This is a genomic window from Aeromonas sp. FDAARGOS 1402 (assembly GCF_019046925.1).
In the GTDB taxonomy this organism is placed as follows: Bacteria; Pseudomonadota; Gammaproteobacteria; order Enterobacterales; family Aeromonadaceae; genus Aeromonas; species Aeromonas caviae.
The window spans coordinates 3,624,853-3,650,687 of sequence record NZ_CP077201.1 but is presented as its reverse complement, the minus strand read 5'-3'; the positions used below and the strand labels follow the sequence as shown (position 1 = coordinate 3,650,687).

Here is a 25,835-nt window from a genome sequence, read left to right as displayed (position 1 = left end):
TACATCATGAAGTTCACCACCCTGAAGACTCATCATCACCATCATCATCCCGAATAGTCTTTCAGGAGGTTGACTGCTGGAAGACACTTAACTGGTGACTTCCAAAAGGACCGCAAGATTCATGAACCCTCGGAAGCACATACTTCCGAGGGTTTTTTCGTTTTTGACTAGAAGGAAATCGAGCAATGGAAACACAACGTCTGCGCATCGCCATGCAAAAATCCGGTCGTCTGAGCCAGGATTCCCAGGCCCTCTTCAAGAGCTGCGGCCTCAAGATCAACCTGCGGGAACAGCGCCTCATCGCCCATGTCGAGAACATGCCCATCGACATTCTGCGGGTGCGTGATGACGACATCCCGGGTCTGGTGATGGAAGGGGTGGTCGATCTTGGCATCATCGGCGAGAACGTTCTCGAAGAGGTGCAGCTCATCCGCGCAGCCCAGGGGCAGCCCTTTGCGGTGAAGACCCTCAAGCAGCTCGACTTCGGCGGCTGCCGCCTCTCTCTGGCGGTGCCGGACGATGTCAACTACACAGGACCCGAGAGCCTGGCCGGCAAGCGCATCGCCACCTCCTACCCCGGTCTGCTCAAGCGCTTCTTCGACGAGAAGGGCCTGGGCTTCAAGAGCGTGATGCTGGGCGGCTCGGTGGAAGTAGCCCCCCGCGCGGGTCTGGCCGATGCCATCTGCGATCTGGTCTCCACCGGCGCAACCTTGGAAGCCAACGGCCTGAAAGAGGTCGAGGTGATCTACCGCTCCAAGGCCGTCCTGGTGCAGGCTCCCAACCCCCTGAACGATGCCAAGCAGAAACTCATCGACAAGCTGCTGCCCCGCATCCAGGGGATGCAGCAGGCGCGCGAAAGCAAATACATCATGCTGCACGCCCCCAAAGACAAGCTCGATGCCATCACCGATCTGCTGCCGGGGGCGGAGCGTCCCACCATCATGCAGCTCGCCGGTGACACCAACCAGGTGGCCCTGCACGTCGTCTCCAGCGAAACCCTGTTCTGGGAGACCATGGAACAGCTCAAGGCCCTGGGTGCCAGCTCCATCCTGGTGCTGCCCATTGAAAAGATGATGGAATAAGCCGAGAGAGATGGAATAAGGAAGACACATCATGCAGACCCTGATCTGGAAGACCCTCTCCCCCGCCCGGCAAGCCGAAGTCCTGACCCGGCCCGCCCTTAGCGACGAAGCCGACATCGGTACCGTGGTGCGAGACATCATTGCTGCGGTACGCAGCCGGGGCGATGAGGCCCTGCGCGAGCTGAGCCAGCGTTTCGAACGCGCGCCCCGCGAACAGCTTCGGGTGAGCGACGCGGAAGTGGATGCCGCCTGCGCTCGACTCGGTGATGACATCAAGGGTGCCATCGAGGCCGCCATCGCCAATATTCGTACCTTCCACGCCGCCCAGGTGCAGCCCGTCGTGCGCGTCGAGACCCAACCCGGGGTACTGTGCGAGCTGCGCACCCAACCCATCAGCCGGGTCGGCCTCTATGTCCCGGGAGGCAGCGCGCCGCTCCCCTCCACCGTGATGATGCTGGCCATTCCGGCCGCCATAGCCGGTTGTCGTGAAGTGGTGCTCTGCACCCCGTCTCCGGCGAGCGACGAGATCCTGTTTGCCGCCCGCGCCTGTGGCGTCCGTCAAGTGTTCGCCATCGGCGGTGCCCAAGCCATCGCGGCCATGGCCTATGGCACGCAGACCATCCCCAAGGTGGACAAGATCTTCGGCCCGGGCAACGCCTATGTGACCGAAGCCAAGGGCCAGGTTTCCCGTGACTGGCGGGGCGCCGCCATCGACATGCCAGCCGGCCCCTCCGAGGTGCTGGTGATCGCAGACGAGAGCGCCAACCCGGCCTTCGTGGCATCGGATCTGCTCTCCCAGGCCGAGCACGGCCCCGACAGCCAGGTGGTGCTGGTGACCACCTCCGCTTCCCTGGCCGATGCCATCGGCAGCGAGATCCAGGCGCAACTCGCCGACCTCAGCCGCCGCGACATCGCCGAGCAAGCCCTGAAGGCAAGCCTGGTGATCCTCTGCGACAACCTGGAGGAGGCCTGCGCCATCTCCAACGCCTATGCCCCCGAGCACCTGATTGTGCAGACCCGGGCACCCCGGGATCTGCTGGACAAGCTCGAGAACGCGGGCTCCATCTTCCTCGGGGCATGGACACCGGAGTCGGTCGGTGATTACGCCAGCGGCACCAACCACACCCTGCCCACCTACGGCTATGCCCGCACCTGCTCGAGCCTGGGGCTTGCTGACTATCAGCGCCGCTACACGGTACAGGAGCTCACTGCAGACGGCATTCGCGGCCTTGGCCCCATTGTCCAGCGCATCGCCCAGGCCGAGGGGCTCGATGCCCACAAGCATGCCGTCACCCTCAGGTTGAACGCCCTGGCCGCCGAGCCCCAACAAACAGCACAGCAGAAGGATTTGTCATGAGCATCGTCAATCTGGCCCGTCGCGTTGTACGGGCTCTCACTCCCTACCAGTCCGCGCGCCGCATCGGCGGCCAGGGCCACGTCTGGCTCAATGCCAACGAGGCCCCCCTGGCCTATCCCTTCACCGTCGAGGGGAGTCGCCTCAACCGCTATCCCGAGTGCCAGCCGGCCGAGGTGGTAAACGGCTATGCCGCCTACGCCGGGGTCAATCCGGATCAGGTGCTGGTAAGCCGCGGTGCCGACGAGGCCATCGAGCTCTTGATCCGCACCTTCTGCGAGGCGGGGGAAGATCAGATCCTCATCTGCCCCCCCACCTACGGCATGTACGCCATCAGCGCCGAGACCTGTGGCGTGGGGATTGTCGAGCAGCCATTGACCGCCAGCCGTCAGCCGGACTGGCCCGCCATCGCCGATCGCCTCTCTGACGTGAAGCTGGTGTTCCTCTGCTCCCCCAACAATCCCACCGGGGATCTGGTGGGCCGCAAGGGACTCGTCGCCCTGCTGGAGAAGGCCCGGGACCGCGCCATCATCGTCGTGGACGAGGCCTACATCGAGTTCTGCCCGGAGGCCTCCGTGGTGGACCTGCTCGCCCAATACCCGAACCTGGTGGTGACCCGTACCCTCTCCAAGGCCTTTGCCCTGGCGGGGATCCGCTGCGGCTTTACTTTGGGGGATCCCGAGGTGATTGCCATGCTGGCCAAGGTGATCGCGCCCTACCCCATTCCCGACCCCATCGCCCAGATTGCCGCCCAGGCGCTCTCTCCCATGGGGCTGGAACTGATGCAGGAGCGGGTGCTGGAACTCAACAAGCAAAAGGCGCTCATCAAGGCGGAGCTGCTTCGTCTGTCCTGCGTCAAGGAAGTGTTCGAGGACAAGGGCAACTTCGTGCTGGTGCGCTTCAAAGATGGCGCCGCCGTGTTCGCCGCCATGAAGGCCGCCGGCATCATCTTGCGTGATTTCTCCAGCAAGCCTGGCCTTGACAACAGCATCCGCATCACCATCGGCTATCAGGGCGAAATGGACGCCGTGCTCGCCGTGCTGCGTGACCTGCCCCCACCCTCTCTGTAAGACAAGCAAGGATGTAGCGATGAAAACCCCGTTTTTGTTTATCGACCGTGACGGCACCCTGATCGAGGAGCCGGTCACCGACAAGCAGGTGGACAGCCTTGCGAAGCTGCGCTTCGAGCCCATGGTGATACCTGTGCTGCGTGAGCTCCAGGCCGCCGGCTACGTGCTGGTGATGGTGACCAACCAGGATGGGCTCGGCACCGCCAGCCTGCCCCTTGAACACTTCCAGCCGCCCCACGACCTGATGATGCACCTCTTCGAATCCCAGGGTGTCACCTGGGAGCAAGTGCTGATCTGTCCCCACTTCCCCACCGACGGTTGCAGCTGCCGCAAGCCTCACCTTGGGCTGGTGAAGGAGTATCTCGCCTCGGGCCGCATCGACTTTGCCAACTCCTTCGTGATTGGCGACAGACAGACCGACATCCAGCTTGCCGAGAACATGGGCATCCGCGGCATACGCTACCACCCGCAAGATCACGGCTGGACTGCCATTCGTGATCAGCTGCTCTCCAAGGGGCGCGTGGCCGAGGTGGAGCGCTACACCAAGGAGACCCGCATCCAGGTGGCGGTGGATCTCGACAAGAGCGGTGGCAACCAGATCGCCACCGGCATCGGCTTCTTCGATCACATGCTGGATCAGATAGCGACCCACGCGGGCTTTCGCCTCAAGCTCAAAGTGAGCGGCGATCTGCACATCGACGATCACCACACGGTGGAAGATGTGGGATTGGCGCTGGGTCAAGCCCTGCGCCAGGCCCTTGGCAACAAGCGCGGCATCGGCCGCTTCGGCTTCGTGCTGGCGATGGACGAGGTGCAGGCGGTGATCGACGGGCGTCCCCGCCAGGAGGCTGACAACACCTCGCTGACCGAGCTGGACGTGGCCACGGCGGTGGATCTGAGCGGCCGTCCCTACTTCGTGTTCGACTGCCCGAGCGGCTTTGGTCGCGACAGCGTGGGAGAGATGGCCACCGAGATGGTGCCCCACTTCTTCCGCTCCCTCTCTGACGCCATGGCCATCACCTTGCAGATGAAGGTGGGCAGCGGCAACACCCACCATCAGGTGGAGGCGCTGTTCAAAGGCTTTGGCCGCGCTCTGCGCCAGGCCATTCGCGTGGAAGGGAGCGAGCTTCCCTCCAGCAAGGGGGTGCTGTGATGGGGAAACAGAACCTGGTCATCATCGACACCGGCTGCGCGAACCTCGCCTCGGTGCGCATGGCGTTCGAGCGCCTCGGCGTGCAGCCCAGGGTGAGCTGCAAGGCCGCCGACATCGAGCAGGCGGACAAGCTGATCCTGCCCGGCGTCGGCACCGCCATCGCCGCCATGAAGAACCTCAATGAGCGGGAACTGGTGCCCCTCATTCGCGCCGCCAAGCAGCCGTTGCTCGGTTTTTGCCTCGGCATGCAGATGCTGGCACAGGCCTCGGAAGAGAACATGAGCGCCGATGGCAGCGAAGGAGCGCTCATCGACTGCCTCGGCATCGTGCCTGGCAGGATCCGCCTGATGGAGGTGGGCAACCTGCGCCTGCCCCACATGGGCTGGAACCAGATTGAACACGACGAGACCCACCCGCTACTCAAAGGCATTCCCAGCGGCAGCTACTTCTACTTTGTCCACTCCTATGCGCTGGAGGTGACCGACGCGACCCTGGCAACCTGCGACTACGGCCTGCCCTTTACCGCCATCGTCGGGCGGGACAACTTCTTTGGCGCCCAATTCCACCCGGAGCGATCCGGACCGGCCGGTGCCCGCCTACTGCAAAACTTTCTGGAGCTATGACAGGCATGATTATTCCCGCAATCGACCTTATCAACGGTCAGGTCGTGCGCCTCTACCAGGGCGACTACGGCCAGAAAACCGCCTACAGCGACAACCCGCAGGCCCGCTTCGATGACTATGTCAGCCAGGGGGCGGCGCAGCTGCACCTGGTTGATCTGGACGGCGCCAAGGATGCCAAGGCACGCCAGTTGGCCCTCATCGCCCAGTTGCTGTCCGCCACCGAGGCACCGGTGCAGGTCGGCGGCGGCGTGCGCAGCGAACAGGACGTGGCCGACTTGCTGGCGGCCGGCGCCAGCCGGGTGGTGATCGGTTCCACCGCCGTCAAATCCCCGGATCTGGTGGCCAGCTGGATGGAGAAATATGGCCCCGAGCGCATCGTGCTGGCCCTGGATGTCAACATCGATGAACAGGGCAATCGCCACATCGCGGTGGCTGGCTGGCAGGAGAACAGCGGCATCTCCATCGAGGCGCTGATCGAGCGCTTCCTCCCCGCCGGGCTCAGACACGTGCTCTGCACCGACATCAGCCGGGACGGTACCCTGGCGGGCACCAACGTCGAACTCTACCGGGATCTCTGTGCCCGCTACCCGAGCGTCGGCTTCCAGGCCTCCGGCGGTATCGGCGGTCTGGCGGATATCGAGGCGCTCAAGGGAACCGGCGTCAAGGGGATCATCCTCGGCCGTGCCCTGCTGGAGGGCAAGTTTGACGTGGCAGAAGCCATTCGCTGCTGGGGTGACGGCCGCGCTACGTGACGCGCCCCTTTCCGGCATCAGACAGCCTGCCCATCCGGGCAGGCCTCTTTCTCCCCGATGGGGGCGAACCTTATGATTTGGCAGCAATTGGCTCTATACTCGACCTCACAGGGATAGCGTCATGGAAGACATATGTTGACACCTCACAACGCCACCATCCTGATCGTCGACGACTCACCCGAAAATCTGATGGTACTGACCGAATTGCTTTCGCCTCATTACCGCGTGCTGGCTGCGCAGAGCGGGGAAAAATGCCTGCGCATCGTCAGCGCTGATCCAAAGCCTGACCTCATCCTGCTGGATGTGATGATGCCCGGCATGGATGGTTATGAAGTGCTCAGGCAATTGCGTCAGTCCCCGATCAGCAGCCGTATTCCCGTCGTTCTGCTCACCGCCCTCGCCGACCCCCAGAGCGAGGAGTTCGGCCTCTCCCTCGGCGCCGCCGATTACATCACCAAGCCCATCAAGCCGGTGGTCGTTCAGGCCCGGGTGCGCACCCAGCTGGAGGCCAAGCAGGCCCGTGACGGTCTGCAAAACCAGAATGCGGCGCTGGAAGCCGAGGTCGCGCGGCGAATGGCGGAAAACGACCTGATCCAGCAGGTCTCCATCCGCGCCCTCGCCCATCTGGCGGAGATCCGCGACCCCGAAACCGGCAACCATATCCTGCGCACCCAGGGCTATGTGCGTCTGCTGGCGAGCGCCCTGGCTGATCACCCCCGTTTCGCCGATACCCTGACCCCGGGTTACATCGACTTACTGAGCCGCTCCGCACCGCTTCATGATATCGGCAAGGTGGGCATTCCCGACCACATCCTGCTCAAGCCGGGCAAGCTGACCCCGGAGGAGTGGCAGATCATGCGCACCCACGCCAAGCTCGGCAGCGATGCCATCGAGGAGGCCGAACAGGACATGGAGCAGCCCCTGGCCTTCCTCACCCTGGCCAAGGAGATCGCCCACTGGCACCACGAGAAGTGGGATGGCAGCGGCTACCCGGACGGCTTGCAAGGGGACGCCATCCCCCTCTCGGCTCGTCTGATGGCGCTGGCAGACGTGTTTGACGCCCTCATCTGCGCCAGGGTCTACAAGCCGGCCATGAGCTACGACGAGGCGCGCGCCCTCATCCTCTCCGGCAGCGGCCACCATTTCGATCCCGATGTCGTGACCGCCTTCGATCGCCATTTCGACGCATTCGTCACCATTGCCGAACGCTACCAGGATGGCAGCGAGGCCGTGGATGGCTGAGGCTCCCCTGACCCGGGCACATGTGCTCAACGTCGTGCTCACCTATGCCGCCGTGGCAAGCCTGTGGATCCTGCTCTCCGACAAGGCGGTGGAGTGGCTGTTCAGCACCCCTGCCCAGTTCGCCATGGCAAGCACCATCAAGGGCTGGCTCTTTATCCTCATCACGGCCCTCATGCTTTATGCCATGCTGCGTCGTCGCATTGACACCACCGGCAGCACACCTGTCTTTACGCGGCGTCAATGGATCCCCTTCCTGTTGCTCAACGGGCTCATTCTGGCCCTGACCGCCATGGCCATCGCCCGCAACATCGAACTGGCACGCAACAAGGAGGTGGCTCGTCTCGAAGCCATCGCCGATCTCAAGAGCCAGCGCGTCACCGAGTGGCTCGGTACCCACGAGGAGGATATTCACCAGCTCATAAAGGGTCTGGGCAGTACTGATTTCTATCGTCCCGGACAAGCACCATCCTCACCCGAAGCGATCACGCCACCACTGGCAAGGCTGCTCGAATTCATCTCGGTACGCGGATTTCACGGTGCGGCCGTGTTCAATCCTGCCGGACAGCCCCTGTGGCATACCCCGGGTGGCGACACCATGAATGCCACGTTGCGTGACGCCCTGCCACGGCTCGAGCAGGGCAACGTCATGCGTCTTGGTCCCTATCTCGATGATCGCGGTCACGCCAGGCTGGACTTTCTGGTCAATCTGGAGGTCGCTGCAGGACCTGCCCCCGTGCTGGTGATGCAGATAAGCGCAAATCGCTGGCTCGATCAGATCCTGGGGGCCTGGCCCGTCCCAGACAGCAGCGGAGAAGCCATTCTGTTTCGCCAGCAGGGGGATCAGGTCCACTATCTGAGTAGCCTGCGCCATCGCCCGGAACCGGCTCTCACCCTGCACTATCCCGTCACCCACCCCACCCTGCTGGCAGCCCAGTATTTGCGGCTCGCCGAACGCGGCACGCCCCAGGTACTCTATGGCCAGGATTACCGGGGTAGCGAGGTCTTCGGGGTTGTCTATCCGGTCATGAACACGGACTGGTACCTGCTGGCCAAGATCGACAAGGCGGAACTCTACCAGGCCACCTTCAAGGAGAGCGTCTGGATCGGTCTCATCGGCCTGCTGGTGCTCTTTGTCACCAACGCCGGCATCATCCTGCTGCGCCAGCACACTCGGCTGCAGATGGCCGAACAGCTCCAGTACTCCCAGTCCCAGCGGCTGGAGGCGTTGCAACTGCTCTCCGCCATCGCCGACAGCTCGGAAGACGCCATCTTCGCCAAGAACAAGGAGGGCAGATACATCCTCTTCAACCGGGCCGCCAGCCAGTTTGTCGGCAAGCCGGTTGACGAGGTGCTGGGCCAGGATGATCTGACGCTCTTCCCGCCGCAGCAGGCGCAGATGCTGATGGCATCCGGGCGCCAGGTCATAGAGCGCAACCGGGTGCAGACCGAGGAGGAGTACCTGACCCTGCCCGATGGCGAGCATGTGTTTCTCGCAACCAAGGGTCCCTTGCAAGACAGCGAGGGGCAGGTGATCGGGATCTTCGGCATCTCTCGGGACATCACGGACTTCAAACGGGCCGAGGCCGACTTGCGAGAGCGGGAGGGGCTGTTCCGTGCACTGGTGGAGCAATCCCTTGCCGGGATCTACATCATCCAGCAGGGTCGGCTCTGCTACATCAACCCCTGTTTTGCCCGACTGTTTGGCTATGACACTCCGGGGGCGCTGATCGCCGTTGGCCAGTTACACGCCCTTGCTGCTCCCAAGGACAGCACCAGGGTCGCCGAGCTGGTGCACGCGTGCGAGCAGGACGCGCGCGATATTCACACCCGCTTCAGTGCCCTGCATCAGCACGGGGAATCTCTGGAGGTCGAGCTGTACGGGCGGCGCGTCGACTACCTCGGTCAGCCCGCCATCATCGGCATTCTGCTCGATGTCACCGAACGGGAGCAGGTTGAACAGGCCCTGACCCGCCAGGCCAGCGAGCTGCGCCAGCAGAACCATGAGCTGGAGCGGTTCAACAAGGTGATGGTGGACAGGGAGCTCGCCATGCTGGCCCTCAAGCACCAGATCAACGGGCTCTCCCGTCAGCTCGGAGTGCCGCCCCCCTATCCCCAGGCCCCCATGCCACCGGAGGATCTCCCATGATGAGCTGGTCACCCCTGTGGCATGTGCGCCCCTCCACCCAGCGCTGGGGGATCTCCCTGCTGGCCGTGCTGCTGCCCGCTCTGATGTTGCAAATCCGGGTCCAGCTGCCCATCGCCTTTGGCGAGCGACCGCTGCTGGTTCTCTTCATGCTGCCCATCATCGTTTGCGCCCTGTTGGGGGGCTTGTTGCCAGGTCTGCTCTGCACCCTGATCACCGCCCTGGTCACCAGCTATTTCATGCTCCCTCCCATTTATTCACTGAGTGTCGAGGCTGGCCAGGATCTGGTGCAATGGTGCCTGCTCATCGCCAACGGACTGCTCATCAGCGTGCTCAGTGCCGCCTTTCATCGCGCCCGGGCCAGAGAGGTCCTGCGCTGGCAGGAGCTGATGAACACCCAGAACCAGTTGCAGCAGAGCGAGAACCGCTTCCAGGTCACCTTCGAACAGGCGGCGGTCGGCATCGCCCTGGTCTCCCCCGATGGACACTGGCTGCGTGTCAATCAGCGGCTGTGCCACATCCTGGGCTACCGGGCCGACGAACTCACCGGGATGACGTTCCAGCAGTTGACCCACCCGGACGATCTCTACCTCGATGAGGCCCATGTGGCCCGGGTGCTGGCGGGGACCATCCCCCACTACACCCTGGAGAAGCGCTACCTGCACAAGGGGGGCGAGATCATCTGGACCACTCTGACGGTGGCCCTGGTGCGCGACGCCGAAGGCAATCCCGACTACTTCATCTCCATCATCGAGGACAACCGGCAGAACAAGGAGACCGAGGAGGCGCTGCGCCGCAACGAAGCCATACTGCGCGAGTCCCAGCGTCTCGCCAAGATAGGAAACTGGCGCTGGCGCGTGGCCGATGACAGCCACTTCTGGTCACCGGAGATCTATCGCATCTATGGCCGGGATCCGGCCCTCCCCCCCGCCGTCTATCCCGAGGTCAGAAAATACTTCACCCAGGAGGGGTGGCACACGGTGGCCCAGGCCGTCGAGCGCTGCAGGCTGGACGGGCAGCCCTACGAGTGCGATGCCGAAGTGATCACGGAGCAGGGGGAGACCGCCTGGGTCATTGCCCGCGGGGCGGCGCTCAGGGACAGGGATGGCACCATACTCGAGCTCTACGGCACCGTGCAGGACATCACGGAGCGCAAGCTCGCGGAGCAGCGCCTGCAACACAATCAGCAGATGGCGCTCGATACCCAGCGTCGTGCTCGCCTCGCAGCCCTGAACCTGATGGACGACGCCATCAGTGCACGGGTGCGCGCCGAAACCGTCAGCAGCGCCCTGCGCGAGAGCGAACAGCGCCTGCTGATGGCCCAGGAAGGGGCCCATGTCGGCATCTGGGAATGGGACATGGTCAGCAACCGTCTCTTCTTCTCGCCGGAATGCGCCCGCCTCTATGGCCGCAGTGCCGAGGAGCTCGGCGAGCTGGCCGCCTGGCAAGCCTGCCTGCATCCGGATGACAGGCCCCGCATCGAGCAGTTGCTGGCAGAGCGGGCGGTCAGCGGCGCCCCCGTCGAGCTGGAGTTCAGGATCCTGCTGCCAGATGGCGGCATCCGCTGGCTGGTGAGCAAAGGGAGCGTCTATCGGGACGCCCAGCAGCGGCCCGTGCGCCTCCTTGGCATCCATCTGGACATCACCCAGAGCAAGCTGGCCGAGCAGCAGTTGCGCCAGTTGTCCCTGGCCCTCGAACAGAGCCCTGACGGCGTCTTCATCACCGACACCCGGGCGCGCATCGAGTACGTCAACCCCGCTTTCCTCGCCGCCAGCGGTTACCAGCAGCACGAAGTGATAGGCCGGACCCCGTCCCTGCTGCGCTCAGGCCTCACCCCGGATGCCAGCTATGTCGCCCTGTGGGATGCCATCAACCACGGCCAGCGCTGGCATGGCGAATTCATCAACCAGCGCAAGGATGGCTCCCACTACCAGGTGCTGGCCACGGTGTCGCCGATCCGCCAGGAGAGCGGCGAAATCACCCACTACGTCACGGTCCAGGCCGACATCACCGAGAAGAAGCAGCTCGGCGAGGAGCTGGACCAGTATCGCTACCACCTGGAGGAGATGGTCAACGAGCGCACCCGGCAGCTGGCCCAGGCCCACCAGCGGGCCGAAAGCGCCAACCACGCCAAGAGCGCCTTCCTTGCCAACATGAGCCACGAGATCCGCACCCCCATGAACGCCATCCTGGGGCTCACCTATCTGCTCAAGCGCGACACCCGGGATCCCACCGACCTCGAACGGCTGACCAAGATAGACACTGCCGCCCAGCACCTGCTCAGCATCCTCAACGACATCCTGGATCTCTCCAAGATCGATGCGGGCAAGATGACGCTGGATCTGACCGATTTCTCCCTCACCGCCATGCTGGACAACGTCCGCACCCTGATGAGCGACCAGGCCAGGGCCAAGGGGCTCACCATAGTGACGGACATCGGCGATACCCCCGCCTGGGTGCACGGCGACATCACCCGCCTGCGCCAGGCCCTGCTCAACTATGCGACCAACGCCATCAAGTTCACCGAGCAGGGAACCGTCACCCTGCGCGTCAGGCTGGCCCGCCCCCTCACCACCGGCTACCTGCTGCGCTTCGAGGTGGAAGACACCGGCATCGGCATCACCCCTGCGCAGCGCGAGAAGCTGTTCCAGGCGTTCGAACAGGCGGATGTCTCCACCACTCGCAGATATGGCGGCACTGGCCTTGGCCTTGCAATCACCAGCCGGATCGCCGCCCTGATGGGGGGTGAGGTCGGAGTCACCAGCGAGCCAGGCCAGGGAAGCTGCTTCTGGTTTACCGCCAGGCTGTTCAAGGCAAAGGAGGACGCCCCTTCCCGGACCCCGTCCGAGCAGGGGAACCAACAGGCCTTCAGCTTCCCTCGCCACGCCCGGATCCTGCTGGTGGAAGACAACGCCATCAACCGGGAAGTGGTGCTCGAGCTCCTGTGCCACAGCGGCCTCGTCATCGAGACGGCCGTCAACGGCCAGGAGGCCCTGACCCGCGTCAGCCAGCACCCCTTCGACCTCATCTTGATGGACATACAGATGCCGGTGATGGATGGCTACAGCGCCACTCGCGCCATCCGGGCCCTGCCCGGCATGGACAGGCTGCCCATCCTGGCGCTCACCGCCAGCGCCTTCGAGGAGGACAGAAAGGCGAGCGCATCGGCTGGCATGAACGATTTCATTGCCAAGCCCGTCACCCCCGCCAAGCTGTTTGACGCCCTGCAGCGCTGGTTGCCCCAGAGCAAGGTCCCCGAGCTTGCCCCGGACGACAGCACTCGCCATCCCGTGACAGGCCCCCTTGCCCGCCTGCAGGCACACCCGGGCCTGGATCTCGACCAGGGGCTGGCGACCCTCAACGGCAATCAGGAGAAATACCTGGCCCTGCTTCGCTACTTCATCCATGAGCATGGCCAGGACATGGCCCGGCTGCACTGCCACTTGCAGGCCGGGGAGCACAGCGATGCAACCCGCATGGCCCACAGCCTGCGCGGCGTGGCGAGCACCCTGGGGGCACATGAGCTGTCGCGCCACTGCCTCGCCCTGGAGCAGGCCATCGCGGGCGGCGACACTGAGCCCACCGGACTCATGTCATCCATCGATGAAGAGATCGCCGCCCTTTGCGCTTTGCTCGGGGACGATCTCGCCGCCCCGACCACCGATCTGGTGCCTCTGGGGGATCAGTGGCGCCAGCAACTGCTGGGCCAGATGGAAGCCCTGCTGGTGCAAAGCGACACCGCCGTGATCCCCCTCTACGAGCAGTATGCCGGTCCCCTTCGCCTCATGCTGGGGTCTCGCAGCGACACCCTGACCAGGCAACTGAAGGCGTTTGATTTTGATGCCGCCCTGCTCACCCTGCGCCAGCATATGGCAACGGACGAGACCCACCCGGACGATCGGGCTCCCCTCCCCGAGGCGCCAGTCTGCCATCCGGGGCAGGTGAAGGGCGACAAAGGGTTGAATCACTGAATAAAGTCATGCATATAGTGGGGTGCCCAGAGGCGACGAGACGGCCTGCCGGGCCTGTCGTTTCCCCCGTCAGGGGCCCCCGTTCAAGGCATGCCAACCCTGTTCCCGTCCGCCGCCCGGGCCAACGCCGGCGGCAGAACGACGTTTCTTTAACCGTGCTTTACATGGAGCAATGAGCATGTTGTCAAAGCGTATTATCCCCTGTCTCGACGTCAAAGATGGCGTGGTGGTCAAGGGCGTGCAGTTTCGCAACCACGAGGTGATGGGCGGCATTGTCGACCTCGCCCGCCGCTACGCCGCCGAGGGCGCCGATGAGCTGGTCTTCTATGACATCACCGCCTCGAGCGACGAACGGGTAGTGGACAAAAGCTGGGTAAGCCGGGTGGCGGAAGTCATCGACATCCCCTTCTGCGTCGCCGGCGGCATCAAAAGCGTGGAGGATGCCCGCCAGATCCTGGAATTCGGGGCCGACAAGGTCTCCATCAACTCCCCCGCCCTGGCCGATCCCACCCTGATCACCCGGCTCGCCGAGCGCTTCGGCGTGCAGTGCGTGGTGGTGGGTATCGACTCCTACTTCGATGCCGCCCTCGGTCAATATCAGGTCAAACAGTTTACCGGCGACGAGAGCCGCACCCGCACCACCACCTGGACCACCCTGGAGTGGGTACAGGAAGTGCAGCGCCGGGGCGCCGGGGAGATAGTGCTCAACGTGATGAACCAGGACGGCATGCGTCAGGGGTACGACCTTGAGCAGCTCAAGCTGGTGCGCGCCGTGTGCAAGGTGCCCCTCATCGCCTCCGGCGGCGCCGGGGCCATGGCGCACTTTCTCGATGCCTTTACCCTGGCTGACGTGGACGGGGCGCTGGCCGCCTCCGTGTTCCACAAGGGCCTCATTCCCATTCCCGAATTGAAACGCTGGCTGAAAAACGAAGGAGTCGCCATCCGTGAATAATCAAGCAGTAGACAATGCATTGCCGCTGGCCGAGCGCCTGGACTGGGCCAAGTGTGAGGGCATGATCCCCGCCATCGTTCAGCATTCCCTCAGCGGCGAAGTGCTGATGCAGGGCTTCATGACCCGCGAGGCGCTGGAAAAGACCCAGACCACCGGCCAGGTCACCTTCTTCAGCCGCAGCAAGCAGCGCCTGTGGACCAAGGGCGAGAGCTCGGGCCATGTGCTCAAGCTCGTCGCCATCACCACCGACTGTGATCAGGACTCCCTGCTCATTGCCGCCGACCCGGTCGGCCCCACCTGCCATCTGGGCAACCCCTCCTGCTTCGACGGCCACCCCGTGCCGCCGCTCGGCTTCCTGGCCGAGCTCGAACAGATCCTGGCATCACGCAAAGGGGCAGACCCCGCCACCAGCTACACCGCCAGCCTCTATGGCAAAGGCACCAAGCGCATCGCCCAGAAGGTGGGTGAAGAGGGGGTGGAAGTGGCCTTGGCCGCCATGGCGAAAGACAGGGAAGAGCTCATCAACGAATCCGCTGACCTGCTCTACCACCTGACCGTCTTGCTGCAAAACGAAGGCTTGGGTTTGAAGGATGTGGTGCAGCGCCTGCATGAGCGCCACACCAAGTAATTATTGAATTCTGTTCAACAAAACGGGCCCTGTGGGCCCGTTTAATTTCATGATTGCCCCCTCGCCGGGGGATGGCAGGCCCCGCGCCGCCCTCAGCCGATACGGGTCCAGAAGCTCATGTTGACCGAGTGATGGTCAAGCAGGGTCAGGTACTCCCCAGCCACGTCGTTGTGCAACCACTGCTGGCAATAGGCTTCCACCAGCGACTGACTGGGGGCCATCACCACGTCGGCATAGAGGCCGTCGGCGCCGCGCAGCAGGCAGTGCATGATGAGCCCGGATTGCTGGACAAGAAACTCGGACTCGACCCGCCGTGACAGGGCGAGCAAATCCGCCTCCGTCACCCCTTCCCTGAGCCTGAAGGTGGCAAATTCGACGCCCCCTGCCTGTTGCATGTCACCCTTGATGATCATCTCGTTTTCTCCATTGTGGATGGTCTGGAGAACCCAGCATAACGAAGGGCTACTGACAGCCTTGTGTCAGTCCTGAATGACCTTTTCGGCGCCACTGCCCCCAGGGGGGAACGCGTCCGACTGGCGCAGGGCAAGGTAATCGGCCAGGGTCGCGCCAGGGGGCGCCCCTTCTCCCGGTCGGCACGGCGCCAGGGTGTCGATGCGATCCACCCTGAAATCCCGGTAGGCCCGGCGCAGCGCACACCAGGCGCCGAGCGTCCAGCATCCGCCCCAGTAGAAGAGCCCGAGGGGAAAGAGCTGACGTTCCGTCCTGCTGGCGCTGGCATCCCGGTAGCCAATGTGCAGCCAGTGACCGGCCGTGATGGCGTCGTGCAACCTGTCCCAGCGAGCGTATGCCGGCTGCGCCGTGGAATAGTCCGGCACCCGCACCACGGGGACGCGAGGTGCCCGAGCCTCCTTGGCGGGCAGGGCCGCCTCAATCTTGGCGAGCAGGGCGCGGGCCGGATCGGCCATCCCCTTGCCCGTCAGCACCGCCACCAGGTTCACCCCGGTGATGAGGGCCTCCAGCTCGGCCGCACTCAGTTGCAACGGGGCCATTTCGAACCCCTCGCTCAGCCGATAGCCCAGCCCGGCTTCACCGTAAACCGGAATGCCCGCCAAAGAGAGATCGTCCATGTAGCGGTAGATGGTGCGCTCCGACACGCACAGGCGTGTCGCCAGCTCCTGGGCGGTCAGGGGTTGATGCGCCCGCAGCAGGTTGGTCAGTTGAAACAGTCGGTCCGATTTTCTCACAGGCATCCTCAAGCTGGCGGGACATGGCGGCCATGGTAAGCCGGGACGGGCTCGAAAGGCACGTCTTGTTGGCTGGCGACCGCTACCGGCGAGGCCCTGCTTCTTTGCATCGCGCAACACAAAACGGGCCCGCAGGCCCGTTGATGGCGCGGCGCCTTTGTCGTCACGCCAACTGCTTGCGCAACATGAATTTTTGCACCTTGCCGGTGGAGGTCTTGGGCAGGGGGGTGAAGATGATGCGCTTGGGGGCCTTGAAGTGGGCCATCTGCTCGCGGCAGAACGCGATGAGCTCGGCCTGGGTGAGCTCGCGCCCCTCCTTGAGCTTGACGAAGGCGCAGGGTACCTCCCCCCAGGTCTCGTCCGGCATGGCGATCACCGCGGCTTCTTCCACATCGGGGTGGCGATAGAGCACGTCTTCCACCTCCAGGCTGGAGATGTTCTCCCCGCCGGAGATGATGATGTCCTTGGATCTGTCCTTGATCTCCACATAGCCGTCCGGGTGCCAGACCGCGAGATCCCCGCTTCGAAACCATCCCTGTGCCATCGCCTCCTCGCTCGCCGCCGGGTTCTTGAGGTAGCCCTTCATGACGATGTTGCCCCGCAGCACTATCTCTCCCAGGGTCTTGCCATCCATGGGGACCGGCTCGCCGCTGACGGGGTTGATGACCCGCATCTCTCCTTGCAGGGGGGAGGCCACCCCCTGGCGCGCCTTGAGACGGGAGAGGGTGGTGGCATCCTGCCCCTGCCAGTGTCTTTGCGGCTCGCACACCACGCAGGGGCCATAGGTTTCGGTGAGGCCATAGACATGGGTCACGGCGATCCCCATCGCCTCCATGCCGGCGATCACGGTGGCGGGTGGCGCTGCCCCCGCCGTCATCGCCTTGACGGGGTGGTCGAGCCCCTGCTTGAGGACCGGATCGGCATTGTTGAGCATATTGAGCACGATGGGAGCGGCGCAGAAATGGCTCACCTTGTGCTCGCGCAGCGCCCCGTAGATGGCCGCCGCCTGCACGTGGCGCAGGCAGACGCTCACCCCGGCGGTGGCCGCCAGGGTCCAGGGGAAGCACCAGCCGTTGCAGTGGAACATCGGCAGGGTCCAGAGGTAGACGGGGTGCTTGGGCAGCTCCCAGGAGAGGGCATTGTTGACCGCATTGAGGTGGGCGCCGCGATGGTGATAGACCACCCCCTTGGGGTTCCCCGTGGTGCCGGAGGTGTAGTTGAGGGAAATGGCCTGCCACTCGTCCGCCGGCAGCCAGCCGGGTTCGTCCCCGTCCCCCAGGGCGATGAACCCCTCGTAGTCGAGCTCGCCGACCAGCTCCCCTTCCCGGTAGAGGGGATCGTCGATGGCGATCACCAGGGGCTGGCTGTCAATGAGAGAGAGCGCCTTTCGCACCACGGCGCCGAACTCCCGGTCCACCAGCACCACCTTGCTCCGGGCGTGCTGGAAGATGAAGGCCATGGCGTCCGCATCGAGCCGGGTGTTGATGGTGTTGAGCACGGCGCCGCTCATGGGTACCCCGAAGTGCGCCTCGAACATGGCCGGCACATTGGGGGCGACGATGGAGACGGTGTCCCCCTCGCCAATGCCGCGACGGCGCAGGGCCGAGGCGAGCTGGCGGCAACGGCGTTCGGTCTGGGCCCAGCTCTGGCGCAGGGGCCCGTGGATCAGCGCCGGATAGTCGGGATAGACCCGGGCGGCCCGCCCCAGAAAGCTCAAGGGGGTCAGCGCCTCGAAATTGGCGGGCGTCTTGCCAAGGCCGGCGTCGTACATGTTCTGCTCTGTCATCGGATCCTTCCTCACAGGGACACAAAACGGGGTGGCTCTCGCGGTTCACCACGACCGGCATTGCGCCCTGATGCGGGGCAGGATGCCGGCTGGAACCGGATGAAAGGGTATCAAGGGGGCCAGATCCCAGGTATTAGCGAAACGTCTTAGGGGCCCTCGGCCCTGCTCTCCCTGTCGCCAATCGCCGACGCTATTTTTGCGCGGTCACTTTTTGCGCAGTCAGCCCCTGTCGCGATCCCGTGGCCCTTGTCTTGAGCCTGCGGCGCAAAATGCGAAGAATGATCCCAAGCCCTCAACGGGTATGAGTACAAGGAGAAGAGTGATGAACAAATCCATGTTGGCAGGTGTCGGGATCGGTGTGGCCTCTGCGCTGGCATTGTCGGCGGTCGCCAGCGGATCCCTGTTTTCATCAGAGCCCCAGTTTGCCGAGGTGCTGGCCAGCAAGCCGGTGACCGAGACCATCAAGACGCCGCGTCAGGAGTGCCGCAACGTCACCCTGACCCACCGCAAGCCGGTGCAGGACGAACACAAGATCCTGGGTACCGTAGTTGGCGCGGCCCTGGGCGGCGTGGTCGGCCACCAGTTTGGCGGTGGCAGCGGCAAGAAGGTGGCCACCGCCGCCGGTGCCGTGGCAGGGGGTTATGCCGGGAATCAGGTGCAGGGCAACATGCAGGCGGGTGATACCTACACCACCACGGAGCAGCGCTGCAAGACGGTGCAGGAGAGCAGCACCCGCACCATCGGCTATGACGTCACCTACCGCCTCGCCGGCCAGGAAGGGGTGGTACGCATGGAGAAGCAACCCGGCCCCACCATTCCGGTCAAGGATGGCAAGCTGGTACTGAGCAACGCGCAGGGTTGATACTCCGTTAGGAGCGCCCTGCCATGAGGAAGGCCCACCATGACGGTGGGCCTTTTTCATCTTCGCAACCCAATTTGTCTGCAACAGGTCTTCCCAACAAAAGTGTTCTCAACAGAAAGGGGCCCGCAGGCCCCTTTCTTGTTGCTCAATCATCCTCAGTGGCGACCGAAGGGCCACCAGGACTTGTCGTTGTCCAGAATGTCGACCCGGGTCTGCTGCAGGGTGCCGGGCTGGCCCCCTTCCACCCGATCGAGGCTCACCCTGAACTGCTCGGTGGACTCCACGAACCAGTCATCGATGATCAGCACCTTGACCGACTTGCTGCCCCCCTCGCCCGCAGCCCAGCTCACCGACTGACCGAACCAGGGCAGGAAATCCAGCCCCCAGCGCGCCGTGACCCCGTCAAGGGCCACCCGGGCCCGGGCCGGCTTGCTTAGATCGCCGCTGCGCACCAGGGGGATCTCGGCAAACCACTGCCCCTCGTTCACCGTGATACTGGCCTGAGCCAGCGAGATGGTGGACGGCGCCAGCTTGTCCTTGATGGTCACCAGGGTCTGGTGCTGAGCCCCCAGGGTCGCGCCACTCGGGTCAAACAGCTCCAGGGTAAAGGTCTCGTCCCCCTCGTGCAGGGTGTCGCTTTTCACCGGGATGCTGATGGTCTGGGGCTCGCTCTGGCCAGCTGCCCAGTGCAGGGTACCGGTGAGGGGTGCCACGTCGCTTGCGTCCGCGCTGCCATAGACGATGCGATAACTCACGCTCGCCTCCCCGTGGCTGCCATCGCTGCGACTGACACTCAGGGACAAGGTATTCCCCTCCTCCACGTTCGCAGCGGCGCTCTCGAGGCTCAATACCCCGGCTGGCGGCAGCGGATACTGGATGGCTACCAGCACCGGATCGTGATCCGAGGCGCTGAAAGGCCCTTCGGATTTCGCCAAGTGACCGCTGTACTTGCTGCCGTACTCGAAGAAGTTGCTCTCGGCGGAGTTGATGTGCCAATCCTCGATGCCGATCACCTTGGCCGCGAGGCTCGGGTTTGCCAGGGCGTGATCCAGGTTGCCGAGCTCCCCTTCATAGCTGTAGGAGTAGGTGTCGGTGCCGTGGAAGCGGGTGTTGAGGTTGACAAGGCCATACCCCTTGCCCAGGGCGCTGCCGCTCTCCTCGAAGGGCTGACCCGCCAGAGTGGTGAAGGAGGCGCTCATGATCTGGCGCGCCTGAGCGGCCGGATCATAGTCGGTCAGTACCCGGATGGGATCCTCCATGCCATAGGCGTTCATGTCGCCGATAAGCAGCAGATCCCCGGCCAGATCCTTGAGCTGTTCCCCCAGCACCTTGGCGGCAGAGACCCGCAGCGCGTTGCAGTGGCCCTGGCCATCCAGCGGATCGGCAGTGGCGTAGTCGGGGTAATCCTCGAAGCAGGCGGAGCCCTTGGACTTGAGGTGGTTGACCACCAGGGTCAGGGGCGCATCCCCCTTGGGCGAGCTGAAACGCTGCACCAGCGACTCGCGCATCCCCTGATTGATGGTCACCGGCTTGCCGCTGGCGTCCACCGCCTCGGCCTGCTGCACCGGCAACGCGATGAGGCTGGCGGCCCCTTGCGGGCTCACGCTGGCGGGTCGGTAGATGAGACCCACCGTGATGGCGTCGGTGCCAATGGGCTTGCCATCCGGCGAGGCAATCCAGCGGTAGTGATCCGCCTCATCCGGCAGGGCCGCGTTCAAGGCCGCCACCAGGTTGGCAATGGCGGAGTTGTCGCCGTAGCCGTTGTTCTCGATCTCCATCAGCCCCACCACGTCGGCATTGAGGCGGGTGATGGCGCTGACGATCTTGGTGCGCTGCAACTCGAACTCCGCCACCGTCATGGCGCCCCGGTTGCTGCCGGTGGGGTTGGCATCGCCCCCCACCACCGTGGTGAAGAAGTTGAGCACGTTGAAGCTGGCGACCCGCAGATCCCCCGCCTCGGCGAGCTCGGGGGTTTCCACCCGATCCCAGCCACTGTGATCGATGTTGCTGGCATCAATGCGGTTGCTGGCCACCAGCCTGAACAGGTTGTAGGAGTAACCGAGCGCCCCCTCCAGCCCGTTGAGCTTGTCGCCGATGCGCAGGTAACCGTCCTCGGCGTTGAAGCCGGGGAACCAGGGCAGCACACCGTCCGGCGCCTTGGCGTCGGTCTCCACCACCAGCTGGTTCTGCTGGTTGCGAAGGGCCCAGTCGCTCGCCTCCTGGCTCATGGCGGCAAATTTCTGGGTCGACTTGATGAGCGGCGCGCCATAAGAGAGCACCAGGTTGTTGCGCTTGCCGTCGTAATCGAAGCTGAAGTTGCGGGTCACCACCAGGCTGGAACCGGGCACCAGCCGTACCTGCATCCCCTCGTGACGCTCCAGCAGCTGGCTCAGGCTCTCCCCCGCCACCGGCAGCAGATCCACTGCAGCCGGTACAGCCCCAGCGGGCCGAGTCACCACCAGATCGTCTGCGTTGATCTGGGTCTGGTTGAAATACTCCTTCACCTTGCCCGAGACGCACACCTCGGCCCCCGGCACGATGGCAGCGTTGGCCTTGGTGCTGTAGACGAAGAGGCCGTCGGAGGTGGCCGGATCCCCGTCCCCCTGCTCGTCCTGAATGAAGAAGCCCTTGTAGAGGCCGTTCACTACCTGGGTTACCACGCCGCGGGTGGCATAGGCCTGTTCCGATTCAAACTTGCCGGCCGGCACCAGCGGGCTGCTGGTACCGGGGCCCTGAATGGCGGGCACCGGCACCAGGCTCTCCACCGGGCAGACGAAGGCGGGCGGCTGGGTGCCATCGCAGGGGCCATCGCCACTGCAACCCAAGCCATTGGCGTCATCTTTCGGGGCGGCCACGTATTCCTGCGCCGGATCAAAAGGCGACGTCGCATCAGTGCGGCCCATGGTGACGGTGGCCTTGCGGCGCAGGGTCATGTCCAGGGTCGAGATGCCGCCCGACACCCAGGCCGTGCCCGGATCCACCCCCACCTGGCCGAAGCTGTCGATTATCTCGCTGCCGCGATAGAGCACCAGGGCGTCGTCACCGTTGAACACCAGGTTGCCGCTGGTGCGGTTGGCCTTGGCCAGGATCTCGCTGCTCGCGGAGGGGTTGGCCAGCACCAGGGTGGCGCCCGGGGCCAGCGTGCCTTGCAGCGCCAGGCTGTTGGTGGGTGATTCGCTGATGGGTTTGCCGTTGGCGTAGAGTGCCAACCGGTATTGGGAGAGATCGACGGGGTCCGAGCCGAGGTTGCTCAGCTCCAGCGCCTTGTTGTTGCCGGACCCTTCCAGGTATTCGGTGATAAGCAGTTGCGCCTGTGCCTGTCCAGCGAGCGCCAGCCCGACGGCCAGCGCCACCAGAGAGTGTCTTCCTGACATGGTCAGTTTCCTTTTTTATTTGCAGATCATGTTATTGGCGCCCCGCACAAGGCGGGCCGCAGCACCTTGGATGCAGCCATCAACGGGAGGCATGTCAGCCCCCGGCCGAAACTGCGCGCCCACTCTGCCCCGTCGGCGCCGGGGCTACTGCGAGCTGGCTAACAATGACAACAAAATGTTGCGCCAAGGTGACGGGCAATACCCGAATGGGCAGTGTCTGCCATCGCTGCGCAGGAAGTTGTCGCCCCCCAGCCCCTGCTGGCGGCCTCTGTCAGGGAGCGACATTGGCGCCGGGGCAGACGGGGGAGCATTACGGCAGGCCTCTGCCCGGTACCATTTCGTGAACAGCGCCACTCACAAACTCCGAATCATGGGCAAATCCATGGGTGCCATACCGGGCGCCACCCCCTTCGTGGCCCGAAAAGGCAGAAAACCGGGGGATGAGACTCTCTCCTGGTGCTCTTGTGGAACCGGTTTCAGTAATGACAGAAATAACAAGAGAGGGGATGACACAAACGTTTGTTGCTTTTGCGCTCGCGAATGGCAATAGTTCTCACTTTCTTTTTTGACCGTCTCTATTCTCGAGGTGCTACAAGATGTTTCGTCACCCCCTGGCAAAGTTGCTGCTGCTCGGCCAGCTCGTCCTGGTGAGCTGGATGGCGCAGGCCGCCCCCCCCGTTGAAGTGGAAGATGTGATGGGCCGCAAGGTCTCCCTCAGCCTTCCGGCAAGCCGCATCGTGCTCGGTTTCTATCCCGAAGATTACCTGGCAGTGGCCGGTGAAGGCGGGGCCGAACGCCTGGTGGGCATGTCCCTGGGCTGGTTCATGAAGTCCCGTCCCGCCATCTGGTCTCTCTACGTGGCCAGCCAGCCACAACTGGCCAAGGTCCCCGACCTTGGCAACGTGCAGGATCAGAGTTTCTCCATCGAGAAGACCCTGGCGGTCAAGCCCGACCTGGTGATCCTGGCGAAGTGGCAATATGAAGCCCTGGCCGCGGACCTGCCACGCCTCGAGCAGGCGGGGATCCCGGTGGTGGTCATCGACTACAACGCCCAGACCCTGGCACAGCACATGGCGAGCACCCTGCTGCTTGGCAAGCTGACCGGCCAGGAGGCCCGCGCCCGGAAGATGGCCGACGAGTACAAGGCCAAGATTGACACCATCACCTCCCGCATTGCCGCCGCGAAGCGCACGCCGCCCCGGGTCTACATCGAGCTGGGTGACAAGGGCCCGGCCGAGTACAGCTACACCTATGGCAAGGACATGTGGGGCGCTATGGCCCTGCTGGCCGGTGGCGACAACGTGGCCGCCCCCTTCGTCGATCGCTGGGGCCCCATCCACCCGGAACAACTGCTGGCGAGCAAGCCCGAGGTGATCCTGATGGCGGGCTACGAGAGCGTGAGCAGTGCCGTCGCCATGCAGGTGGGCCAGGATGTGTCGGCAGAGACCGTGCGCCAGCGTCTGCAAGGCTTTGCCGCCCGTCCGGGCTGGAGCGAGCTGCCTGCGGTGAAGCAGGGTCGCCTCTACGCGGTCTATCACGGCGCCACCCGCAGCATCATGGATGCCGCCCTCATCGAGTTCATGGCCAAGGCCCTCTATCCGGACCTCTTCCAGGATCTCGATCCCCTGGCCACCTATCAGGCGTTCTACCAGCACTACCTGCCCATCCGTCCCCAGGGCACCTTCATGCTGGGCATCAAGCAGGATGACGCAAGCTAACCCCGGCAATTCGGGTGCGGCCCACCTCGGCCATACCCTCTTCAGCAACCCTCTTGGATTGTGTGGGCGCCTCTTGCGGCGCCCGTTTCAGGATTGACATCATGAATGATTTGGCTGCCCTGCAGCAGACCCTCGCCCGGCAGCGGCAACGGGAGCGCCGTCGCTGGCACTGGCTCCTGCTGCTCACCCTGGTCCTGTGCATTACCCTGGTGCTCGACATCGCCACCGGCCCCTCCCTGCTGGCCCTGCACGACGTGATCGATGCCCTGGTTTCCCCCGCCCAGGCCGATCCCATGACCCGCACCATCGTCCACGACATGCGCCTGCCCATCGCCCTCATGGCCCTGGTGGTCGGAGCCTCCCTCGGCCTTGGCGGCGTGCAGATGCAGACCCTGCTGGACAACCCCCTCGCCAGTCCCTATACCCTCGGGCTCGCGGCGGCGGCGGGCCTGGGCGCGGCGCTGGCCCTCTACACCGGCGGCCTCGGACTTCCTCCCCTGGTGGCCATCCCGGCCGGTGCCTTCATTGTGTGCATGTTTGCCGCCTGCCTGCTGTTTGGACTGGCCATGATGCGCCATGTCAGCAGCCAGACCCTGATCCTGGCGGGCATCGCCCTGCTGTTCCTGTTCCAGTCCCTGCTCTCCCTGCTGCAGTTCCTCTCCTCCCCCGAACTCAACCAGCAGATCCTGTTCTGGCTGTTTGGCAGCCTGATGCGCACCACCTGGGACTCCCTGATCATCACCGCCGTCGTCACCCTGATCTGCACCCTGCTCATCTACCGGGATGCCTGGGCCCTCACCAGCCTGCGCCTCGGGGAAGCCCGCGCCCGCAGCCTCGGGGTCAATGTCGACAGACTGCGCATGAAAACCCTGGTGCTGGTCGCCCTGCTCACCGCTACCGCCACCAGCTTCGTCGGCGTGATCGGCTTCGTCGGCCTGGTGGCCCCCCATATCGCCCGCATGCTGGTGGGGGAAGATCAGCGCTTTTTGATCCCCCTCTCCGCCCTGTGCGGCGCCTGCATGCTCTCGGCGGCCTCGGTGCTCTCCAAGTCCATCATTCCGGGGGCCCTCTTCCCCATCGGCATCGTCACCGCGCTCATTGGCGTGCCCTTCTTCATCTGGTTGATCCTCGGCAGGGGGCGTAAACGTGCTTGAAATATCCCGACTCTCCCTCTCCCTCGGCCAGCAGACCTTGCTGCGGGATCTCAGCCTCACTCTGCATCCGGGTCAGGTCCATGTGATCATCGGCCCGAACGGGACCGGCAAGACCTCCTTGATGCGCACCCTCTTTGGTGAACTGACCCCGGACAGTGGCGACATTCGCCTCGGGGACCAGAGTGCCCGCCAGATGACGCAGGCCAGGTGGCGCCAGCAGTTTGGCTACATGCCCCAGAACATCCAGCTGGAGCTGGATCTCAGCGTCATCGAAGTAGTGGTGCTGGGGCGCCTCGACAGCCTCTCCATGCGCCTCGCAGACGAGGACATCCTGGCTGCCGGCCGCGCCCTGCAGGCGCTCGGCATCGCCCATCTGGCGGATCGCCCTCTCTACTCCCTGAGCGGCGGCCAGCGGCAGATGGTGCTCTTCGCCCAGGTGCTGCTGCGCGACCCCCGCATCATGATGCTGGACGAGCCGGTCAGCGCCCTGGACCTGCACCACCAGATGCAACTGATGGAGCACCTGTGCCAGCAGACCCGGGAGCAGCAGTGGATCACCCTGGTGGTGCTGCACGACCTCAACCTGGCCGCCCAGTTTGCCGATCAGCTGATCGTGCTGGCAGGGGGAGATCTGCAGGCCTTCGGCCCCCCCGCCCAAGTGCTCGACGCGGCCCTCATCGAGCGCCTCTACCAGGTGCCGGTGGAGATAAGCCACGATCAGCACGGCATCCCCTTCCTCAGAACCCTGCGAAAGACACCATGACAC

At 64.2% G+C, this 25,835-nt stretch carries 19 protein-coding genes and 1 other annotated feature; of the genes, 15 read left to right on the top strand and 4 right to left on the bottom strand.

Annotated elements, in window-relative coordinates; translation table 11 throughout:
• Nucleotides 1-32: 32 nt before the first annotated feature.
• Nucleotides 33-157 (top strand) — a sequence feature (His leader region).
• A 28-nt stretch (nt 158-185) separates the two neighbouring features.
• The 11 genes from hisG to hisIE all read left to right on the top strand — a co-directional run bounded on the left by hisG (nt 186) and on the right by hisIE (nt 14,970).
• The gene (gene hisG, locus I6L32_RS17165; protein WP_010674694.1) at nt 186-1,082 is read left to right on the top strand and encodes an ATP phosphoribosyltransferase; all 897 of its coding nucleotides are present in this window, start codon (nt 186-188) and stop codon (nt 1,080-1,082) included.
• 31 nt (nt 1,083-1,113) lie between these two features.
• Nucleotides 1,114-2,439: a histidinol dehydrogenase gene (gene hisD, locus I6L32_RS17160; protein WP_216944229.1), complete on the top strand. Its 1,326-nt coding sequence runs from the start codon at nt 1,114-1,116 to the stop codon at nt 2,437-2,439.
• The gene (hisC, locus tag I6L32_RS17155) at nt 2,436-3,506 is read left to right on the top strand and encodes a histidinol-phosphate transaminase (RefSeq protein ID WP_104455914.1); all 1,071 of its coding nucleotides are present in this window, start codon (nt 2,436-2,438) and stop codon (nt 3,504-3,506) included. The genes hisD and hisC overlap by 4 nt, the downstream gene beginning before the upstream one ends.
• A 19-nt stretch (nt 3,507-3,525) precedes the next feature.
• Nucleotides 3,526-4,659, top strand: a complete 1,134-nt coding sequence (gene hisB / locus I6L32_RS17150; RefSeq protein ID WP_216944228.1) for a bifunctional histidinol-phosphatase/imidazoleglycerol-phosphate dehydratase HisB — start codon at nt 3,526-3,528, stop codon at nt 4,657-4,659.
• The gene (hisH, locus tag I6L32_RS17145) at nt 4,659-5,282 is read left to right on the top strand and encodes an imidazole glycerol phosphate synthase subunit HisH (protein ID WP_039039129.1); all 624 of its coding nucleotides are present in this window, start codon (nt 4,659-4,661) and stop codon (nt 5,280-5,282) included. The genes hisB and hisH overlap by 1 nt, the downstream gene beginning before the upstream one ends.
• A gap of 5 nt (nt 5,283-5,287) precedes the next feature.
• Complete coding sequence (gene hisA / locus I6L32_RS17140) at nt 5,288-6,034, top strand: 1-(5-phosphoribosyl)-5-[(5-phosphoribosylamino)methylideneamino]imidazole-4-carboxamide isomerase (protein ID WP_201891077.1); 747 nt, start codon at nt 5,288-5,290, stop codon at nt 6,032-6,034.
• Nucleotides 6,035-6,166: 132 nt separating this feature from the next.
• The gene (locus tag I6L32_RS17135; protein ID WP_010674688.1) at nt 6,167-7,276 is read left to right on the top strand and encodes a two-component system response regulator; all 1,110 of its coding nucleotides are present in this window, start codon (nt 6,167-6,169) and stop codon (nt 7,274-7,276) included.
• Nucleotides 7,269-9,422 (top strand): PAS domain S-box protein, encoded by a 2,154-nt coding sequence (locus tag I6L32_RS17130; RefSeq protein ID WP_216944227.1) that lies wholly within the window; start codon nt 7,269-7,271, stop codon nt 9,420-9,422. Before I6L32_RS17135 ends, I6L32_RS17130 begins: the two co-directional genes overlap by 8 nt.
• Complete coding sequence (locus I6L32_RS17125; protein ID WP_216944226.1) at nt 9,419-13,390, top strand: PAS domain S-box protein; 3,972 nt, start codon at nt 9,419-9,421, stop codon at nt 13,388-13,390. The genes I6L32_RS17130 and I6L32_RS17125 overlap by 4 nt, the downstream gene beginning before the upstream one ends.
• Nucleotides 13,391-13,568: 178 nt before the next feature.
• Nucleotides 13,569-14,342, top strand: a complete 774-nt coding sequence (gene hisF / locus I6L32_RS17120) for an imidazole glycerol phosphate synthase subunit HisF (protein WP_216944225.1) — start codon at nt 13,569-13,571, stop codon at nt 14,340-14,342.
• On the top strand, nt 14,335-14,970 hold the full coding sequence (gene hisIE / locus I6L32_RS17115) for a bifunctional phosphoribosyl-AMP cyclohydrolase/phosphoribosyl-ATP diphosphatase HisIE (protein WP_029314506.1): 636 nt from the start codon (nt 14,335-14,337) through the stop codon (nt 14,968-14,970). The genes hisF and hisIE overlap by 8 nt, the downstream gene beginning before the upstream one ends.
• A gap of 92 nt (nt 14,971-15,062) precedes the next feature.
• On the opposite strand, the gene I6L32_RS17110 is transcribed toward hisIE, so the two are convergent.
• The 3 genes from I6L32_RS17110 to I6L32_RS17100 form a co-directional block, all read right to left on the bottom strand.
• On the bottom strand, nt 15,063-15,383 hold the full coding sequence (locus I6L32_RS17110) for a hypothetical protein (protein WP_048207631.1): 321 nt from the start codon (nt 15,381-15,383) through the stop codon (nt 15,063-15,065).
• Nucleotides 15,384-15,449: 66 nt separating this feature from the next.
• A complete protein-coding gene (locus I6L32_RS17105; protein WP_216945203.1) occupies nt 15,450-16,148 on the bottom strand; it encodes a YafY family protein in 699 nt (232 codons plus the stop codon).
• 190 nt (nt 16,149-16,338) lie between these two features.
• Entirely contained in the window at nt 16,339-17,961 is a 1,623-nt protein-coding gene (locus I6L32_RS17100) for an acyl-CoA synthetase (protein WP_216944224.1), read from the bottom strand.
• A 322-nt stretch (nt 17,962-18,283) separates the two neighbouring features.
• Here I6L32_RS17100 and I6L32_RS17095 point away from each other — a divergent pair, with 322 nt between their 5' ends.
• The gene (locus tag I6L32_RS17095; RefSeq protein ID WP_010674678.1) at nt 18,284-18,823 is read left to right on the top strand and encodes a glycine zipper 2TM domain-containing protein; all 540 of its coding nucleotides are present in this window, start codon (nt 18,284-18,286) and stop codon (nt 18,821-18,823) included.
• Nucleotides 18,824-18,978: 155 nt separating this feature from the next.
• On the opposite strand, the gene I6L32_RS17090 is transcribed toward I6L32_RS17095, so the two are convergent.
• Nucleotides 18,979-22,197, bottom strand: coding sequence for an ExeM/NucH family extracellular endonuclease (locus I6L32_RS17090; RefSeq protein WP_254203845.1), 3,219 nt, complete (start codon nt 22,195-22,197; stop codon nt 18,979-18,981).
• A 596-nt stretch (nt 22,198-22,793) separates the two neighbouring features.
• Between I6L32_RS17090 and I6L32_RS17085 the strand changes: the two genes are divergently transcribed.
• From I6L32_RS17085 to I6L32_RS17075, 3 genes are all read left to right on the top strand, one after another.
• The gene (locus I6L32_RS17085; RefSeq protein ID WP_109112853.1) at nt 22,794-23,915 is read left to right on the top strand and encodes an ABC transporter substrate-binding protein; all 1,122 of its coding nucleotides are present in this window, start codon (nt 22,794-22,796) and stop codon (nt 23,913-23,915) included.
• Nucleotides 23,916-24,016: 101 nt separating this feature from the next.
• Complete coding sequence (locus I6L32_RS17080; RefSeq protein WP_201873068.1) at nt 24,017-25,069, top strand: iron ABC transporter permease; 1,053 nt, start codon at nt 24,017-24,019, stop codon at nt 25,067-25,069.
• Nucleotides 25,062-25,832 carry an ABC transporter ATP-binding protein gene (locus I6L32_RS17075; RefSeq protein WP_103260092.1) on the top strand — a complete coding sequence of 257 codons (771 nt, stop codon included), beginning with the start codon at nt 25,062-25,064 and terminating at the stop codon, nt 25,830-25,832. Before I6L32_RS17080 ends, I6L32_RS17075 begins: the two co-directional genes overlap by 8 nt.
• Nucleotides 25,833-25,835 lie beyond the last annotated feature (3 nt).

Excerpts from the sequence above, each read along its gene's own strand:
- hisG (WP_010674694.1), top strand. The coding sequence starts at position 186 with ATGGAAACACAACGTCTGCGCATCGCCATGCAAAAATCCGGTCGTCTG.
- hisD (WP_216944229.1), top strand. The coding sequence starts at position 1,114 with ATGCAGACCCTGATCTGGAAGACCCTCTCCCCCGCCCGGCAAGCCGAA.
- hisC (WP_104455914.1), top strand. The coding sequence starts at position 2,436 with ATGAGCATCGTCAATCTGGCCCGTCGCGTTGTACGGGCTCTCACTCCC.
- hisB (WP_216944228.1), top strand. The coding sequence starts at position 3,526 with ATGAAAACCCCGTTTTTGTTTATCGACCGTGACGGCACCCTGATCGAG.
- hisH (WP_039039129.1), top strand. The coding sequence starts at position 4,659 with ATGGGGAAACAGAACCTGGTCATCATCGACACCGGCTGCGCGAACCTC.
- hisA (WP_201891077.1), top strand. The coding sequence starts at position 5,288 with ATGATTATTCCCGCAATCGACCTTATCAACGGTCAGGTCGTGCGCCTC.
- I6L32_RS17135 (WP_010674688.1), top strand. The coding sequence starts at position 6,167 with ATGTTGACACCTCACAACGCCACCATCCTGATCGTCGACGACTCACCC.
- I6L32_RS17130 (WP_216944227.1), top strand. The coding sequence starts at position 7,269 with ATGGCTGAGGCTCCCCTGACCCGGGCACATGTGCTCAACGTCGTGCTC.
- I6L32_RS17125 (WP_216944226.1), top strand. The coding sequence starts at position 9,419 with ATGATGAGCTGGTCACCCCTGTGGCATGTGCGCCCCTCCACCCAGCGC.
- hisF (WP_216944225.1), top strand. The coding sequence starts at position 13,569 with ATGTTGTCAAAGCGTATTATCCCCTGTCTCGACGTCAAAGATGGCGTG.
- I6L32_RS17110 (WP_048207631.1), bottom strand. The coding sequence starts at position 15,383 with ATGATCATCAAGGGTGACATGCAACAGGCAGGGGGCGTCGAATTTGCC.
- I6L32_RS17100 (WP_216944224.1), bottom strand. The coding sequence starts at position 17,961 with ATGACAGAGCAGAACATGTACGACGCCGGCCTTGGCAAGACGCCCGCC.
- I6L32_RS17095 (WP_010674678.1), top strand. The coding sequence starts at position 18,284 with ATGAACAAATCCATGTTGGCAGGTGTCGGGATCGGTGTGGCCTCTGCG.
- I6L32_RS17090 (WP_254203845.1), bottom strand. The coding sequence starts at position 22,197 with ATGTCAGGAAGACACTCTCTGGTGGCGCTGGCCGTCGGGCTGGCGCTC.
- I6L32_RS17085 (WP_109112853.1), top strand. The coding sequence starts at position 22,794 with ATGTTTCGTCACCCCCTGGCAAAGTTGCTGCTGCTCGGCCAGCTCGTC.
- I6L32_RS17080 (WP_201873068.1), top strand. The coding sequence starts at position 24,017 with ATGAATGATTTGGCTGCCCTGCAGCAGACCCTCGCCCGGCAGCGGCAA.